Origin of the sequence: Paenibacillus sp. LX16, assembly GCF_036252815.1 — a bacterium.
Lineage (GTDB): Bacteria > Bacillota > Bacilli > Paenibacillales > Paenibacillaceae > Paenibacillus > Paenibacillus polymyxa_B.
The window spans coordinates 2,160,220-2,177,664 of the sequence record NZ_CP141152.1 but is presented as its reverse complement, the minus strand read 5'-3'; the positions used below and the strand labels follow the sequence as shown (position 1 = coordinate 2,177,664).

The window sequence follows — 17,445 nt, the reverse complement described above, 5'->3', positions numbered from 1 at the left end:
TGTTAATCCTCTAAGCCTTCCAGTTGGTTCATTTCGCTACGATTCAGGACTTCAGACAAGTTCAGCATAATCAACAAGCGCTCTTCACCAATTTTAGCAACTCCGCGAAGGTATTTAGCCTTAACTCCGCCAATCACTTCCGGTGGTGTCTCGATGTTGTCAGTATTCAGGTCAATAACGTCATTCGCTGAATCAACGATAAAGCCGACTTGCATTTCACCCACTGCAACGATAATGATACGGGTTTGATCGGTATATTCAGCTTCAGGTAATCCAAATCGGCCACGAAGATCAATAACCGGAATGACTACGCCTCTCATGTTGAATACGCCTTTCACAAAATCGTAGGTTCTTGGAACCCGTGTAATCGGCACCATGCGTTCAATAGATTGGACTTTTTCTACTTCAACACCGTATTCCTCTTCACCAAGCTTAAATACGATAACTTTAATTTCTTCTCCCATGTCTAAAAACCCTCCTTATTGATGTCAGCAACTTCACATTTCTTTCATTTCTGATGAAGACATTATTTAATGAAAACATTCGGATCAATGATCAAAGCAACCTGACCGTCACCCAGAATCGTGGCGCCTGAAATTCCTTGGATGTTTGGAAGGTATTTGCCCAGATTTTTAAGAACAATTTCACTCTGTCCCAAAAAGTCCTGTACGGAAAGAGCTGCCAGACGGTCTCCCTTGCGGATGACCACGACCTCTGTCTCTTCTTCTTCATCTTCATTGAAGTCTGGAACCTCGAACAGCTGACTCAAGGAGATGAGCGGGATATGAGAATCGCGGAAAGCAATCATTTTATTGCCATGTACAGAACGAATTTGTGTCCGTTTGACGATCGCAGTCTCCACAATGGAGGACAATGGAATCGCATATTTTTCAGAACCGATCTGTATCATCATGGCTGCAATAATGGATAGGGTCAGCGGCAATTGCACAGAGAAATTAGTGCCTTGGCCCAGTGCTGAGTGAACAGTAACATTGCCACCCAAAGCAGTGATTTTGGATTTAACAACGTCCAAACCGACACCGCGTCCTGATACGTCTGAAATGACTGCAGCTGTGCTAAAGCCCGGAGCAAACAATACCTGATAGGCTTCCTCGTCGGTCATGACTGCTGCTTGCTCTGCTGTCAAAATCCCTTTAGAAATAGCACTGTTTAGTACCTTATCGCGATTAATACCATTTCCGTCATCTTCAATTTCGATGAATACGTTATTTCCGCTATGGAAAGCACGCAAGTTAACCGTTCCTGTTTCAGGTTTACCAGCTGCAATCCGGTCGGCTACCGACTCAATGCCATGATCCACGGAGTTCCGAAGCAAATGCACCAGAGGATCGCCAATTTCGTCGATAACAGTGCGGTCCATTTCAGTCTCTGCTCCAGTAATAACCAAATCAAGTTTTTTATCCAGCGATTTGGCCAGATCGCGCACCATACGCGGGAAACGATTGAAAACAGTATCTACTGGTACCATCCGCAATTTAAGAACGACGTTTTGCAAATCGCTGCTCACACGACTCATGTGCTCTACCGTTTCTGTCAGTGCTGGATTGGAAGCTTCACTTGCCAACTGCTCTAACCGCACACGGTCAATGAGCAACTCGCTAAATAAGTTCATAAGTACATCCAGGCGTTCAATATCTACGCGAATCGTACGATTATGCGTAGGCGCAGCTGCCTTAGCTACTGGCGCTTTACCTGCTGCTGGCTTAGCCATAGAGGCCGCAACTGGAGACTGCGGCTGGGATGGAGCGGATGGTTGCACGGCAACAGGTGCTTCCTGCACCGCAGCAGCCTCAGCTAGTCCAGCAGTAACTTCGCTCATTTGTTTAAGCGATTCCTGATCTAGTTGTACCACTGAGACAGTGTCAATTTCAGAGATACCCGCGATTTCCTTTTCCAGCTCCCCAACTTCTTTCTGCGTTATGTAATATAACGAGAAGCTTTGCTCGAATTTCTCCTGCTCAATATCCTGTACCGACGGATAGGCCTTGACGATTTCACCAGAGTTTTCCAGCGTATTGAACACCATAAAGGCACGTGCCGCTTTCAACTGGCTCTCTGAGCTGATTGTTACCTGTATATAGTGAACACGATGTCCTTCAGAAATAGATTGCTCCAGTACAGAATACTGGAACTGATCCAAGACAAGCCCAGCACTATCGTTTTTGTCCACTTTTTTAGATGGAGACTCCTCAGTGGCAGCATTTGCGCCGGACTTTTGGAAATCCCCACTCACGATGGATTGTAGTGAAGATACAATAGAGGAGACATCCGCTTTTCCGTCGCCTCCCTCTGTAATGTGCTGCACCATGGACTCCAAAGCATCCAATCCTTTAAATAAGGTATCGAATATAAATTCATGCATCGCCAGCTTGTTGTTACGTACCAGATCAAGAACGTTTTCCATTTGGTGAGTTAGCGATGCTAGGTCTTCAAATCCCATCGTAGCAGCCATTCCTTTGAGGGTATGGGCAGAACGGAAAATCACCTGAACGATGCCTAGATCGGTTGGATTGCTTTCCAGTTGAAGCATTTTTTCGTTAAGAGATTGCAGATGATCATTCGACTCATCAATAAACATGTTTAAATATTGGTTCATGTCCATTGTGAGACACCTCCTCCATGAGTTACACTCCGATTATTTCACAACTTGTACAAGCTTGGGGGCGATCTCCTGCATTGGCAGAAGGTGACGCACACATTTTAACTCTACTGCTGAGCGGGGCATTCCGTACACTACACAAGTTTCCTCATTTTCAGCAAATGTGGATTGTACCCCAGCATCATAAAGCTTTTTCATCATTTTGGCCCCGTCGCTCCCCATTCCAGTGAGCAATACTAGATGCCGCTCCAACGAGGTTAACGAGAGCAACGATTCAAACATCGTATCTACGGAAGGACGGTGACCATTGCGAGCTTCCTCCATCTTCAGTGATACCGTGTATTTACCACCGGCTCCTGGCACAATTCTTAGTTGATATCCCCCTGGAGCAATGTAGGCCGTTCCAGTCTCCAGCGTCATTCCCTGCTCAGCCTCCACAACTCGGAGTGGACTTAACGTGTTTAAGCGTTGTGCCAGCGAACGAGTGAAGTTTGGCGGCATATGCTGAACGATAACGATTGGAGCAGGAAAATCACCAGGAATGCGTTCCAACAGCGTCTTAAGCGCCCGCGGGCCACCCGTAGAACATCCCACCGCCACCAGTTTGCGAAAGCTGGACGTGTGCACACCTTTTTTAAGAGAAAATCCCTTAGGTGCGGCAGGAACTGTAGGTGCCGTTACTGGAGGCGTAGCAGCCGCAGTAATAGGAGTAGCTGATGAAATCACCGTCTTACGGGGCTCCGGTTTAACCAGCCCTGCTTTATCCTTACCATGCAGCGATTTGTCAGCGGCCGTATTAGAACTGTTTAATTTCCCTGGTGTTCGTGCCATCCCCTTGGACAAGTCTTCCTTCTTCTGAACAGTAGATGCTTGGACTGACTTGCTTGACTGAGCAGCTGGCTGTTCTATGCGCCCCGCCGTAACAGATGTTCCAGACTGTTGTCGTTTCGTTTCCTGCTTAGCTGTTGCCGGGACGGACTTGCCAGCATCACGCTTCGGCTGAGCTGATACAGCAGGTGAAGGAGCAAGCGGAACAACAGGAGGCTTGTCTGTCGAAGCTTGACTGCCTGCTCGTTTCTCAGGCACAGCCTGTCCTGGAGGCTTTTCCTGTGGCGTTTTTTTCGCTTGTTCCAATGCAGCTTTGCGCTCATTAGCTTCCTTGCGCTCCAGGCGGCTCCGCACTGCTTGCATAGCAGTGTGCATCTGTTCCAGTAGTGCCTTGCTCACTTGCTCAATATCTTGCGCATGAGCAATGGAAGGCTTTCTTATAAAATCGAAAGCTCCTGCCTCCAGAGCCATGATGGTCTCCTTCATGCCTTGTTCATTAATGCCTGACAGCATAATAACAGGTAGCGGATGGGCTGCCATAATCAATGGCAATGCTTCAAGACCATTCATTTCAGGCATCTCGACATCCATGGTGACCAAATCGGGCTGCAATTCCTTCACTTTCTCTACAGCCTCTTTGCCATTGGCGGCTGTACCTACGATGTTGAACGACTCATCCCTTACAATTAAATCTGTAATAATTTTGCGCATAAAGGCCGAATCATCTACAACCAGCACCCGGTAAGCACACATGTTAAACACCTCTGTTTCCTCTCATCAAAATCAATGTACAGAACGCCGCAACCATTTTTGCATAAACCCTTTAATTCCACTCAATGCACCTGATTGCGGAATCTGTGGCATTGCTGCAAAACGGTGTGCCAGATTCAATACATCTCTTGAAGCCGCACATCCCGGAAAAGCAACCATAAAAGGTACTTGCCTTTTGACTGCTTGCATGACATGAGTATCATCACTGATATGTCCAAGCAACGGGATATCGATCTCCAAAAAGCGTTTCGCAACCAGTGCGATCTTATCGGCAACTTGACGGGCCTCATTATCGTTATCGGCACGATTGACTATAATTTTGAATACCGTATCCTTTTGCAACCCGCTGACGACTTTAATTAGCGCATACGCATCTGTTAAGGACGTCGGTTCTGGCGTAGTTACGACCAGGCATTCGTCAGCTGAAGTGATGAATTTAAGGTTTTCTTTAGATAAACCTGCACCTGTATCAAATAGAATATAATCCATATCTGCCGCCATTTTCTCTACTTCTTCGGCGAAATAATTTAGATCGTCATCCGATAACGTAAACAATTCGCTCAAGCCCGATCCTCCAGCAATATAAGGCAAACCACCTACACCCGTTTGAATAATTTCATCAATTGATTTCTCGCGTTTTAGCAGGTGAAGAAGATTGTATTGTGAATTGGCTCCCATTAATACATCAATATTGGCCATACCGATATCAGCATCAAACACAAGTACCTTTCGGCCAAGGGATTGCAGAGCTAGAGCAAAGTTCAGCGTAAAATTGGATTTGCCCACCCCGCCTTTACCACTGGTGATTGTTATAATCTTTGCTTGACGATTACGTGGGGGCAATCGATATTTATCCAAGGAAGAAGCCATTTGTCTAAGTGATTGGGCTTGGTCACTCATATGGAATCTCCGTTAGCTCCTGATGATGCTTTGGGTCCAAGCAGCATGCTTGTCACCATTTCTGTATCGGGATGAAGCAGGTCGTCAGGAACATTTTGTCCATTGGTAATATAGGCCAGCTGCATCGGAAAATGATGCAAAAGGTTAAACATCCCACCGCAGCTACCTGTCTCGTCCATCTTAGTAAATACAACCTTACCAAGACCAAACTTACTGAAATGTCCAGTTATATTGAGCATATCTTTACTTTTGGATGTCAGGCTGAGTACCAGATACGTCTCACTTTCATTAATAGGCGAAAGCAGACTTTGCAGTTCCGAAACAAGTAATTCATTACGATAATTTCGTCCTGCGGTATCCATGAGGATCAGGTCACAATGTTCCAGACGTTGAATGGCTCTGTGAACGTCACCGGGAGATTGCACAACTTCAAGCGGTACATTTAAAATCGTAGCATATGTACGCAGTTGCTCGACGGCAGAAATCCGGTACGTGTCAGAAGTAATAAATCCAACTTTGCGATGATGCTTAAACAACTGTTCTGCTGCTAACTTGGCAATGGTTGTTGTTTTCCCTACTCCGGTAGGACCTGCCACATACACAATTTTGGTATCTTTGGAGATCCCTTTGTCCAGTCTTGTCTGAATAAAACTAGCCACTTCCTCACGAAAGGCTTGTTCCCAATCAAAAGTTTCAGGCGCAAAAGGGTGCTCACTCCGACGCACATATACCTGTTCGAGCCAATACTCCAGTAAATCACGTTCCACTTCCTGTTCCAGCACACGCTCACAAATCTCTTGCAGCGGCCCCGGCCAAGTACTTTCCATTGAAGAGTTTCGGGAAAACCGAGTCATCATAGCTTTCATTTCCCGCAATTCATTAAGCAGAGCCTGATTTTCCTCTGCTCCGCTCTTGTCTGGAACACTTGCTTCCATGGGCTGTTTAGACAGTTCACTGGATGATTTCATGTTCGAAAGTAATGCTTCATGATCAAGTGCTTGAGACATAGTCTCCAGATTATTAGCAGACCTAGATGACAAATGCTCAGTTGCTGAAGCTGCTTGTTCTGCATCGATCGTTAATTCAGCTTGTTCTTCTTTGGAACCACTCGTCATCTGCGTTACCCGCCGGTAAGCTTCTGGAGCAGCTTGTCTGGGAACCACAGGCATAAATGACTTTTCTGGCTGTTCAGGAGCGTTCATTTGAGGTGAAGCCGCCCGGGCAAGCTCTTGTGAAGATGGTCCAAACCGTCGTGGCTTTTGAGGTTGCTTCTCCTCTACCGCTGCAACCACTTCGATTTTCTTTTTACTGAACATTCCCATGAAACCGCCGACCTTCATTTCCTTTGTACTTAAAATGACGGCGTCTGTTCCTAAGTCACCCCTGATTTGCAGCATGGCTTCTGGCATGGTATCCACTACATATCGTTTTACTCTCATAAGTTCACCACCCCGACACTTTGAATTTCAACGTTCGGCTCCAGCTCACTGTACGACAGCACCGGGACATCCTGCATCGTCCGCTCCATCACTTGCCGCAAATACATCCGAATTGTCGGTGATGTTAACACAATAGGCTGCTGTCCAGATTGAATAAGTCGGTTGATCTGCTCCATCATCCTTTGATACACCGTTTGCGTAGACACCGGGTCAAGAGCCAAATAGCTACCTTGCTCCGACTGTTGCACGCTTTCAGCAATTTTCTTCTCCAATCCTGGTCCCACTGTAATAACGCGTAACGTCTCCCCCTGTTGGGCAAATTGCTGCGTAATTTGGCGGGACAACGCCTGACGGACATATTCAGTCAGCACGTCGGGATCTTTTGTATAAGTACCGTAGTCAGCTAGCGTTTCGAAAATAGTCACCATATCGCGAATGGAGATTTTTTCTTTCAACAGCTTGGCCAGCACTTTTTGTACATCCCCAATCGCAAGCACAGAAGGAATAAGATCGTCCACCAGCACTGGATAATTCTCTTTGAGATTGTCGACCAGCGACCGTGTTTCCTGTCTGCCAAGCAACTCATGAGCATGTTTCTTGATCGTCTCCGTAAGATGAGTAGCTACAACTGAAGGTGGATCAACTACGGTATAACCCGATAGTTCTGCAACATCCTTGGTGTTCTCATCAATCCAGAGCGCAGGTAATCCGAAGGCAGGTTCTGTTGTTTCGATTCCTGTAATAGAATCATCGTCGTATCCCGGACTCATAGCCAGGTAATGATTTAACAGAAGCTCTCCGCCGCCCACGGTATTACCTTTAATTTTAATTACATATTCGTTAGGCTTGAGCTGAATGTTGTCCCGAATACGAATGACCGGCACAACCAAACCCAGCTCCAAAGCACATTGACGACGGATCATAATAATCCGATCCAATAAATCCCCGCCCTGCTGTGTATCCGCCAGCGGAATTAACCCGTATCCAAATTCAAATTCAATTGGATCTACCTGAAGCAAATTAATGACACTTTCCGGACTACGGACTTCTTCAATTTGTTGCTCCTCTTCCAGCTGTTCATCGGCTATCTGCTTGCGTTCCATATTGCCCTGCATTCTTCGAGCCGCAAAAAACAGCAGTATCGCCAGTGGAAGAGTTGTAATGATATGAATAGGCGTGAAAAGACCCAATAATGCAATTGTGGCAGCCACAATATAGATCAGTTTTGGATAAGAAAAGAGCTGTCCAGTTAAATCCTCTGCCAAGTTGCCATCCGACGTAGCCCGCGTAACAATCAAGCCTGACGCCGTGGATATGAGCAGTGCGGGAATCTGGCTGACCAGTCCATCACCGATGGTGAGAACAGAATACGTCGACAGCGCCTCTTGAAATCCTTTTCCCTGAACGGCCATACCGATAATAAAGCCACCGACCAAGTTAATGATCAAAATGATAATACTAGCAATGGCATCACCTTTAACGAATTTACTCGCACCATCCATCGCTCCGTAAAAATCTGCTTCCCGTTCGATTTTACTGCGTCGTTCACGGGCTTGCTGCTCATTGATCAAACCTGCATTCAGATCAGCATCAATACTCATTTGTTTACCCGGCATCGCATCCAATGTAAACCGTGCGCCTACCTCAGCAACCCGCTCAGATCCCTTAGTGATAACAATGAACTGTACGACCACGAGAATGAGAAAGACAACAAAACCGACGGCAATTTGCCCTCCTGCAATCCAACTACCAAACGTAGCAACTACTTCCCCTGCATGTCCCTCACCTAAAATAAGTTTGGTTGTAGAGATATTAAGTGCCAGACGAAACAACGTTGTAATGAGCAGCAATGAAGGGAAAATAGAGAACTGTAAAGCTTCCTTCGTATTCATAGAAACGAGTAGAATCATCAAAGCAATAGAAATATTAATGACGAGTAGGATATCCAGCAGCCATGATGGGATCGGGAGAATCATCATAAGAACGATACCGATGACGCCTGCAAGGACAGTTATTTCTTTTATTTTCACGGGTCTCTAGCCCTCCGATCCCTTTATTTCACTTTACCTTTTAATTTATATACATACGCCAGCACTTCGGCAACGGCCTGGAACAGGTCAGCTGGTATCGCATCCCCGATTTCGGCTCTTTGAAACAGCGCCCGCGCCAGCGGCTTGTTTTCCATCGTTATTACGCCGTTTTGCTTGGCAATTTCTTTAATTCGGAGTGCAACGTAATCTTGCCCTTTCGCAATGATCTGCGGCGCTTCCATCTCCGAACCGTCATATTTCAAAGCCACAGCAAAGTGCGTAGGGTTGGTGATGATGACATCTGCATTAGGAACCTCCTGCATCATACGCTGCATAGCCATACGGCGCTGACGCTCGCGAATTTTCCCTTTAATCAGCGGGTCACCCTCCATTTTCTTGTATTCATCCTTGATATCCTGTTTGGACATTCTCAGGTTTTTCTCATGCTCGTAACGTTGATACATATAATCCAATACCGCTAAAACGAACAGCACCACACCAATTTTGAGCCCCAGTTCCATCGTTAATGAAGCTGTAAAGCTCAACATCTGATCGCCGGACATTTCAGCCAGTTTGGGTAGGTCAGCCTTTGTTTTCCAGAGTACGCTGTACACCAGATAACCAATTACGGTCATTTTTAAAACAGATTTTAGGAATTCAACCAATGACCTCATGGAAAAAATATTTTTGAATCCTTTAATCGGATCAATCTTGCTAAACTTGGGCGTAATGCCCTCTCCGGTTAATAAAAAACCGATCTGCATGTAATTGGCTGCTATCCCGATGACAATAGCCCCAATGAAAATAGGCGCAAGCATAATCAAGATTTGCACGCCGTACTCACCCATCATCAGCAGCGTTGTGTTCGGCGTTACCTCCATAGAGAGCCGATTCACAAAAATATCTCGAAATAGTCGAACTGCATGGTCCTTAAAATACCCGCCGAAAATCATGAGGCAAAAAAACGTAACCAGCAGGACACCAGCGGCGGGCAACTCCATGCTTTTGGCAACCTGCCCTTTTTGTCTTGCATCCTGTTTCTTTTTGGGTGTAGCTTTTTCCGTTTTTTCCCCTGAGAACAACTGCAGGTTCATAGCATATTTAAATGACAAACTACGTTCCTCCAGACCAGACATTAAGGACGATTACCCATAATATCCAACAAGTTGCGCATGGATTCGAACATCACCGAAAACAATCTTTCGAATATAAAAGCAAAACTTGGCATGAGAAGCAGTAACATGAACAGTCCCACAATAATTTTAAGAGGTACACCAATAACAAAAATGTTGAATTGTGGCGCTGTTTTAGCTAAAAAACCAAGTCCCACATCTGTTAAAAAGGTAGCCACTACAATGGGAGCAGCAATTTGAAAAGCAAGCATAAATGATTCCGCAAAAGAACGTACCAGGAATTCAGTTACACTGCCACCATACAGCTTTACAAAAAAATCATTTGTCAACGGTACCCAATCATAGCTGTATAAGATAGCATTTAGCAGATGATGGTGCCCATTTATACTTAAAAAGAACAATACTGCAATGGCAAACTTAAAATTCCCCGTTAAAGGCGTTGAAGCCCCAGTCATGGGATCAAACACACTCGCCATTCCGAAGCCCACCTGTAGGTCTATAAATGAACCTGCGGTTTGGATCGCTGTCATGAACAGATATGCAGTAAACCCCAATAACAACCCAATCAGCACTTCACGACCCACTAACAGCACATACGCTACATCGGTCGGTACCTGTTGATGCGTACCGTATGTAAGATACACGACCAAAGCTAGAAACCCTGAAATTCCGACCTTAAAGATATTAGGTACCCCTCGGGTTGAAAAAATAGGCGCTACTACAAAAAATGAGGTAATCCGACAAAAAATCAGCAAAAAAACAGGAAAACTCTGTAACAATATGTTCATAACATTCAGCCTAACCTATATATTTGTACAAATTGTCCAGAATGTTATACGTAAAGTCCACTAATGTGGTCAATATCCAGGGCCCGAACAAAAGCAATGCCAGCAATACGGCGACAATCTTCGGAACAAAGGCTAGTGTTTGCTCCTGAATTTGGGTTGTCGCCTGAAAAATGCTGATAATCAAACCCACGACTAGCCCCAAAATCAGCATCGGAGCGCTCACCTTGAGTACAATGTACACCGCTTGCCCAGCCAGGGAAATAATAAACTCCGAAGTCATTGCCGTCCTCCTTGATTGCTGTCCTTGCATGAAGTATTCATGTGTTAAAACTCAAAAGCAATGATTTGACAACCAAATACCAACCATCTACAAGTACGAAAAGCAGTATTTTAAAAGGAAGTGAAATCATTACCGGGGGTAGCATCATCATCCCCATAGCCATGAGTGTACTCGACACTACAATGTCTATAACTAAAAATGGTATAAAAATCATAAAGCCCATCTGAAATGCCGTTTTCAACTCACTGATTGCATAAGCTGGAACCATCACCGTTAGTGGAATATCCTGATAATTCTTTGGTTTTTCCATCTTGGTGTATTTCATAAAGAGCAGTAGATCCTTCTCACGTGTATGAGAGAACATAAAGGTCTTGATCGGTACCGATGCCTTGTCCAGCGCCTGAGACTGTGTTATATCCCCCTTGAGATACGGCTGAAGTGCAGTTTCATTCATAGCTGAGAACGTCGGTGCCATAATGAATAAAGTGAGAAACAAAGCCAGTCCGACAAGCACCTGATTAGGCGGCATCTGCTGGGTTCCCAGCGAAGTTCGCACAAAGCCAAGCACAATCACAATTCGCGTAAAACTTGTCATAAGCACAAGTAACGCCGGCGCTACACTAATGACAGTAATAAGTAAAATAATAGACAGCGAGGTGGCACCGGGCTGTCCTTTGTCCGAATTGCCGACTTGAATATCAATGTTCGGAATCGGTTCCGCAGAGGCCGCCGTCACCGAAATGAAGCTGAACAAGACAAGCAGCAAACATGCAAGTATAATCTTTTTTCTCATGAATCTCCCGACCGATCTGTAGTATTCTCCTCATTGCGCAGCTTTTCAAGTTTATCCTTGCGATTCGGCATTTGTCGAAGCTTGGATTCAAACATCTCGTGAAAAGATGTCTCCTCTTCAGGCTGCTGCTGTGCCGCGTTGTTCCGGCGAAGCCTATCCGCAATTTTAGCGAATAGCGGGGCAATCGGGCCGCGCTGCAGAGAAGCTTCTTGCTCCAGTGCGGCCAAAATTTGCTCCACTTCTTCAGGATCGGATACTTTGTCAACAAGCCGGATATCTTCTCCCACACCAATGAGGTACACACTGCTACCAACTTCAACAAGCTGAAGGGATTTATTGGGACCAAGTCCCACGCCTCCCAGTATGCGAACGGAGCGGTTGCTGAACCAGCTCTGATTTCTTTTACTCAAAAACCGTATCAAGTACACGATCAGTACGATGATAAAGATTAGCACGAAAAGGACCCAGGCAATGTTGCCTATATTGCTGGATGTACTCAATGCGTCAGAGGCACCCTGTTGTGTATCCATACTGGGTGCGCCTTACACACCCAGTGTTTTGTTGATGGCTTCGATAACCCGATCCGATTGGAAAGGCTTAACGATAAAATCTTTTGCGCCAGCTTGAATGGCATCAATAACCATTGCTTGCTGACCCATCGCGGAACACATGATAACCTTTGCGTTCGCGTCAATTTGTTTGATTTCCTTCAGAGCGGCAATGCCGTCCATTTCAGGCATCGTGATATCCATCGTAATCAGGTCCGGACGAAGCTCCTTGAATTTTTCAATGGCCTGTGATCCGTCCTGGGCCTCTCCTACTACTTCAAATCCATTTTTGGACAGGATGTCCCGAATCATCATTCTCATAAATGCAGCATCGTCCACGATCAAAATACGGTTTGCCATCTGAAATAAATCCTCCCTAAATTATGCTTTTATTGTAATTTTTGAATACGGTCCCATTGGCTTACAATATCTGTTACACGCACGCCAAAGTTCTCGTCGATTACGACAACCTCGCCCTTGGCAATCAGTTTGTTGTTAACCAAAATGTCCACCGGCTCACCGGCAAGCTTGTCCAGTTCAATAATTGAACCTTGTGAGAGCTCCAGAATATCTTTAATTTGCTTTTGGGTCCTTCCTAATTCTACGGTGACTCTAAGGGGAATGTCCATCAATAAATTTAAATTGTTTTCATCCACTTGCGCAAATGCACCGGACTGCAAGTTAGAAAATTGTACAGGTTGTACATTTACATTACGCCCCGGTACTGCGCCGTAGTGATGAGGCGTTCCGTATGGAGCTTGCGGCGGTACACCCGCTGGCATTCCATAGCCTGGAGCGCCCTGCTGCCCATATCCCGGGTCTTGAGGATACATTGGCGGTTGTTGTCCATAGCTTGCGTCTTGCGGCGCCTGCGCGGCTGCAGGTGGCTGTTGATAGGCTGGTGCAGGCGGTTGCTGCGGAACGCTAGCTTGTTGCGGCGCTTCGGGAGCAGCTGTTGCAGCTACCTGATGTGCGGACGCTTGCGGTTGTTCTTCATCCTCTCCGCCATTCATTAGGATACTCACCATTTTTTTAGCGAAATTAACAGGTAACAGTTGCATCAGCGTAGAGTCAATAAGATCCCCAATCAATAACCGGAAGGATACTGTAATGAGCGTCTCTTCATCCGGCAGACTGGATACTCCATCACCGTGCATAGGATCCAAAATATCAATCCCCGGTGGAGAGATATTAACAAAACGATTAAACATGGTAGACATAGAGGTCGCCGACGATCCCATCATCTGGTTCATCGCTTCCTGCACGGCACTGATGTGAATTTCATTCAATTCTTCATCCGCTGGGTTACCTTCGCCACCAAGCATTAAGTCCGCTATCACTTGTGCATCACGCTTTTTGATTACGAGTGAGTTAATACCCTCGAATCCATCGACATAATTTACATGTACGGCTACGTGTGGCTTTGGAAATGCAGTTTCAAATTCAGAACGGGTAATAATTGAAACTTTAGGTGTCGTAATATCCACCTTTTGACCGAGCAGTGTGGAAAGAGCCGTAGCTGCGCTGCCGAACGTTATATTACCGATTTCCCCGAGAGCATCCTGCTCCAGAGGAGTCAGAAAATCGTCAACGGTCTTGCCTGCGGGAGTAGAATCCGTCCCCGCTTCAGACTGTTTCAGCAAGGCATCGATTTCCTCCTGGGACAAATAGTCTTTACTCGTCAATTTCTTCAACTCCTTCGTTGACAATTTCATCAATTTGTACGGCAACACGATCTCTTACCATGCCGGGACTTCCCATAAACTTCAATTTATCGCCTACCCGGATGGATAGTCCTTCTTTGACAGGCTTGTTCAATGAAATGACATCCCCTACCGAAAGACCCAGAAACTCGGCTACATTTATCCGGGATTCACCCAACTCCGCAATAATAGGGAGCTCTGCTTTGGTGACCCGTAATCTCAAGGCGTCGATCTCTTCGGGCGCCCTTGATTTCTTTTCCGATGTAAACCACTGGTGCGTGGACAGTCTGGCCATAATGGGTTCCAATACCACGTGCGGGATACAGAGGTTAATCATCCCCGTGGTATCACCAATTTTAGTGCTAAGCGAAATCAGAGCAATCGTTTCATTGGGCGAAACAATCTGCATAAACTGCGGATTCGTTTCCATCGCCTCTAGGCGCGGTTCAATGTCCAGTACCGTTTTCCAAGCCTCTTGCAGGCTATCAAAGGTACGACTGAAAATTCGCTCCATGATCGTCGTCTCGATTTCGGTCAACGCAGTAACCTTTGACGGTGCCGAACCTGTTCCTCCGAGAAGCCTGTCCAACATGGCATAAGCAACGTTCGGGTGAACTTCAAGCACCATACGGCCTTCCAGCGGTTCAGCTTCAAAAATGTTTAGAATGGTCATTTTCGGAATGGAGCGAATGAATTCATCATAAGGAAGCTGCTCCACCTGAACGACATTAATTTGGACAAAAGTACGAAGCTGCGCTGAAAAATATGTGGTTAGATACCGTGCAAAGTTCTCGTGTATCCGCGTCAGACTCCGTATATGGTCCTTGGAAAATCTAAGCGCTCTTTTAAAATCATAAGCGCGAACTTTCTTTTGGGTATCTTCCTTTTTAAGTTCTTCCGCATCCATTTCACCGGACGAAAGAGCTGCTAAAAGGGCATCAATTTCCCCTTGTGACAGTACATCCACCAATGTTATTCACCCCCTTACGTGTTCCTGACAAGTTCACCTGGAATCAAATGGCTGCCAGCAAAAAGTCTGTAATTTTGGCGTTCCCCAGGTGACCTTCAGGGAGCGACTTGTTGATGAGATCCGTCAGCTTGTCACTGAACTGGTCCCGGCCTTTAGCCGTTCTGAGCTCATCAGGTTTGGTGTCTGCAAGCAATTGAATAACGATGGGCTTAATACTGATGTCTTTAATTTTTTCAAAAGATTCTTTTGCTTTGGCATCGTTCAATTGAAAAGATAGGTTCATCTGGACAATGTAATCTGCGTCTGCCAAATTCGTTTTGATACCGGTAATTTCAGAGCTCACTTCCACCAATTCATCTGCTGACAATCTTGGAAGTTGTTCTGCTTGAGCAGCTTGCGCATTCGGTATGACTTCCGACTTCTTCCCGCTAAGCGCTGGTATAAGTACAAAGGCCGCGCCTGCAATCAAAGTAATCGCGAGTAAAATTGTAATGAGCCATGGCAGCATCTTCTTCATTCGTCTTCCTCCATTTGTTGCACTTTTATCGTGGCGGCATGCATGCCGATTTCACGGCTGTAACCCTTGATCAAGGAGACGACATCTGCCGCTTTTTCCAATACAATCAACCGTTTCCCCGTCACCAAAGTGACGTATGTATCCGGTGTTTCCTCCACAGTCTCAATGAGCAGCGCATTAAGCCACATAGGCGAGCCGTTCAGCCGCGTTAACGGGATCATCGTAACACCAACCTCCTGATAGGTGCGGAGGAGCCTCTACTCCTCCGCGTTTAAATGAGATTATCGTTTCAAGTTTACAACTTCCTGAAGCACTTCATCCGAGGTCGTAATGATACGGGAGTTCGCTTGGAATCCGCGCTGCGCTACGATCATTTCGGTAAATTCGCCTGTCAGATCAACGTTGGACATTTCCAGCTGACCTGAGATAATAGCTCCACGCCCCTCTGAGTTGGCTGGTCCAGGCTCAAGTTCATCAATGTTGGAGTTGACCGTTGTACGATATAGGCTGCCTCCAATTTTCTCCAAACCTTCCGGGTTAGTAACTTTGGCTATACCAATTTGCGTGCCATTATTCACTGTACCATCATCTAATTGCTGTACAATCGTGCCATCCTGTGAGATAGAGACTGCCGTAACATTGTCTTCAAGTGTGATTGGATCTCCATCCGCATTTCCCACAAAAAATCCATCTGCAGTAACCAGATTCCGGTTTGCGTCTATGTGGAAATCACCCGCACGAGTCAGATAGGGAACTTCCTGTGCATCATTCATTTTGACCAAGAAAAATCCGTCACCATTAATCCGCAAATCCGTTGGGTTATTGGTGGTCATCGCACTACCTGGAAGATGCAGTGTATCAATTGAGCTAACCGAGACCCCCAAACCTACCTGCTTGGCATTCTGCCCGGCGGTTGTTGTTCCGTCTGGTGCGCTTGCACCTGAACTCGTTTGGCTCAAGATATCCTTGAACATTACTCGGCTGGATTTGAAGCCTGTAGTATTTACGTTTGCAATATTGTTACCGATAACGTCCAGCTTTGTTTGAAAGCCCTTCATGCCCGATACACCTGAATACATTGATCTCAACATTGAGTATAAATCCTCCTCTGATTGGTTGCTTAGTTGACCGCATCAGTCGATCCGCGGCTTTTTCATGGCTTTCCTATTCGGGCCAGCCACTTCGTATACATTTTTCATGAAATAATTACAGCACTATCTATCTGCGTAAATACGTTATCCTCCATGGATTTCTTATCCATCGCGGTAACAACGGTTCGATTAGGAACACTTACAATCAAAGCCATATCCTGCATTAAAATCAATGATTCTTTGGCGCCTTTGGCAGCTGCTTTATCCACAGCAGAATTAATTTTCGCCATTTGGTCACTTCTCAACTCTATTCCCCGCTGCTCCAGACGCTTGGCTGCATGGTTGCTCAGCTTGAGCACCTGATCCTGCAACACCTGACCGAACGGTCTGGCATCCTTAGATACCGAATTTACTCGGTTTTGTGAGATTGCTGCCGGGGGCACGTTGGCGGGAAAAAGGCGTCCGACCGTTATCCTGTCATTCATGAGTCCTCACCGCTTCCAGTAGTGGAAGAAGATGAAGTATCCGATGTATCCGTAGCGGGAGTCGTTGTGTTAGCCTGGCTCACTGATGTTACATCTTTTAATGCCACCTCAGCTGCTCCCATTTTGGCATACTGCACACCGTCGCGAATAACGATGGAATCTACGATTCCACTTTTTACTGTACCCGCACCTGTTTCACCTGTAATGGAGTCTTTTTTACCTGCCTCAATCCAGCTGACTTCTTTTCCTATCAAACCGGAAGCCGTACCTAAAGACTGTCCCAATGCATTCAACTGCGTAGAAATGTTCATTAGTTGTTCCACCGAGGAAAACTGGGCCATTTGAGCGATAAATTCTTTATCCTCCAAAGGCTGCATCGGATCCTGATTTTGTAGCTGGGTGATCAAAATTTTCAGAAATTGATCTTTACCCATCGTTTTAGTATCCTTGGCACTTGCTGTTTTGACATTGTTCACATTGTAATTCGGCCAGACGTTACTGGTGGATACATTGTTGTCTGTAGTCGTCATTGTGTTCTCACCTCCATCA

General features: G+C 45.9%; 19 protein-coding genes. All 19 read right to left on the bottom strand.

Annotated features, from left to right (window positions below; genetic code table 11):
- Nucleotides 1-2: 2 nt before the first annotated feature.
- The 19 genes from T3H97_RS10040 to T3H97_RS09950 all read right to left on the bottom strand — a co-directional run bounded on the left by T3H97_RS10040 (nt 3) and on the right by T3H97_RS09950 (nt 17,426).
- Nucleotides 3-464, bottom strand: coding sequence for a chemotaxis protein CheW (locus T3H97_RS10040; RefSeq protein WP_007430046.1), 462 nt, complete (start codon nt 462-464; stop codon nt 3-5).
- A gap of 62 nt (nt 465-526) precedes the next feature.
- Nucleotides 527-2,623: a chemotaxis protein CheA gene (locus T3H97_RS10035; RefSeq protein WP_328802426.1), complete on the bottom strand. Its 2,097-nt coding sequence runs from the start codon at nt 2,621-2,623 to the stop codon at nt 527-529.
- 33 nt (nt 2,624-2,656) lie between these two features.
- On the bottom strand, nt 2,657-4,201 hold the full coding sequence (locus T3H97_RS10030) for a chemotaxis protein CheB (protein WP_328802811.1): 1,545 nt from the start codon (nt 4,199-4,201) through the stop codon (nt 2,657-2,659).
- 30 nt (nt 4,202-4,231) lie between these two features.
- The gene (locus tag T3H97_RS10025) at nt 4,232-5,119 is read right to left on the bottom strand and encodes a MinD/ParA family protein (protein ID WP_328802425.1); all 888 of its coding nucleotides are present in this window, start codon (nt 5,117-5,119) and stop codon (nt 4,232-4,234) included.
- On the bottom strand, nt 5,116-6,558 hold the full coding sequence (gene flhF / locus T3H97_RS10020) for a flagellar biosynthesis GTPase FlhF (protein ID WP_328802424.1): 1,443 nt from the start codon (nt 6,556-6,558) through the stop codon (nt 5,116-5,118). Before flhF ends, T3H97_RS10025 begins: the two co-directional genes overlap by 4 nt.
- Nucleotides 6,555-8,588 (bottom strand): flagellar biosynthesis protein FlhA, encoded by a 2,034-nt coding sequence (flhA, locus tag T3H97_RS10015; RefSeq protein ID WP_016820963.1) that lies wholly within the window; start codon nt 8,586-8,588, stop codon nt 6,555-6,557. Before flhA ends, flhF begins: the two co-directional genes overlap by 4 nt.
- Nucleotides 8,589-8,611: 23 nt before the next feature.
- Nucleotides 8,612-9,724, bottom strand: a complete 1,113-nt coding sequence (gene flhB / locus T3H97_RS10010) for a flagellar biosynthesis protein FlhB (protein ID WP_254327932.1) — start codon at nt 9,722-9,724, stop codon at nt 8,612-8,614.
- Complete coding sequence (gene fliR, locus T3H97_RS10005; protein WP_023988198.1) at nt 9,724-10,509, bottom strand: flagellar biosynthetic protein FliR; 786 nt, start codon at nt 10,507-10,509, stop codon at nt 9,724-9,726. The genes flhB and fliR overlap by 1 nt, the downstream gene beginning before the upstream one ends.
- 10 nt (nt 10,510-10,519) lie before the next feature.
- Complete coding sequence (fliQ, locus tag T3H97_RS10000) at nt 10,520-10,789, bottom strand: flagellar biosynthesis protein FliQ (RefSeq protein ID WP_007430038.1); 270 nt, start codon at nt 10,787-10,789, stop codon at nt 10,520-10,522.
- Nucleotides 10,790-10,826: 37 nt separating this feature from the next.
- Nucleotides 10,827-11,582, bottom strand: a complete 756-nt coding sequence (gene fliP / locus T3H97_RS09995; RefSeq protein ID WP_013309901.1) for a flagellar type III secretion system pore protein FliP — start codon at nt 11,580-11,582, stop codon at nt 10,827-10,829.
- Complete coding sequence (locus tag T3H97_RS09990; RefSeq protein WP_328802422.1) at nt 11,579-12,112, bottom strand: flagellar biosynthetic protein FliO; 534 nt, start codon at nt 12,110-12,112, stop codon at nt 11,579-11,581. Before T3H97_RS09990 ends, fliP begins: the two co-directional genes overlap by 4 nt.
- Before the next feature lie 12 nt (nt 12,113-12,124).
- Nucleotides 12,125-12,490, bottom strand: a complete 366-nt coding sequence (locus tag T3H97_RS09985; protein WP_010346372.1) for a response regulator — start codon at nt 12,488-12,490, stop codon at nt 12,125-12,127.
- A 29-nt stretch (nt 12,491-12,519) separates the two neighbouring features.
- Nucleotides 12,520-13,815, bottom strand: a complete 1,296-nt coding sequence (fliY, locus tag T3H97_RS09980) for a flagellar motor switch phosphatase FliY (RefSeq protein ID WP_328802421.1) — start codon at nt 13,813-13,815, stop codon at nt 12,520-12,522.
- Nucleotides 13,805-14,803, bottom strand: coding sequence for a flagellar motor switch protein FliM (fliM, locus tag T3H97_RS09975; RefSeq protein ID WP_235308125.1), 999 nt, complete (start codon nt 14,801-14,803; stop codon nt 13,805-13,807). Before fliM ends, fliY begins: the two co-directional genes overlap by 11 nt.
- Before the next feature lie 43 nt (nt 14,804-14,846).
- Entirely contained in the window at nt 14,847-15,320 is a 474-nt protein-coding gene (locus tag T3H97_RS09970) for a flagellar basal body-associated FliL family protein (RefSeq protein WP_023988194.1), read from the bottom strand.
- Nucleotides 15,317-15,541, bottom strand: a complete 225-nt coding sequence (locus T3H97_RS09965) for a flagellar FlbD family protein (protein ID WP_013309896.1) — start codon at nt 15,539-15,541, stop codon at nt 15,317-15,319. Before T3H97_RS09965 ends, T3H97_RS09970 begins: the two co-directional genes overlap by 4 nt.
- A 60-nt stretch (nt 15,542-15,601) precedes the next feature.
- A complete protein-coding gene (gene flgG / locus T3H97_RS09960) occupies nt 15,602-16,411 on the bottom strand; it encodes a flagellar basal body rod protein FlgG (protein WP_250272111.1) in 810 nt (269 codons plus the stop codon).
- 104 nt (nt 16,412-16,515) lie between these two features.
- Nucleotides 16,516-16,896, bottom strand: coding sequence for a TIGR02530 family flagellar biosynthesis protein (locus tag T3H97_RS09955; protein ID WP_272640488.1), 381 nt, complete (start codon nt 16,894-16,896; stop codon nt 16,516-16,518).
- Nucleotides 16,893-17,426 (bottom strand): flagellar hook capping FlgD N-terminal domain-containing protein, encoded by a 534-nt coding sequence (locus T3H97_RS09950; RefSeq protein WP_328802420.1) that lies wholly within the window; start codon nt 17,424-17,426, stop codon nt 16,893-16,895. The genes T3H97_RS09955 and T3H97_RS09950 overlap by 4 nt, the downstream gene beginning before the upstream one ends.
- Between the last annotated feature and the right edge of the window lie 19 nt (nt 17,427-17,445).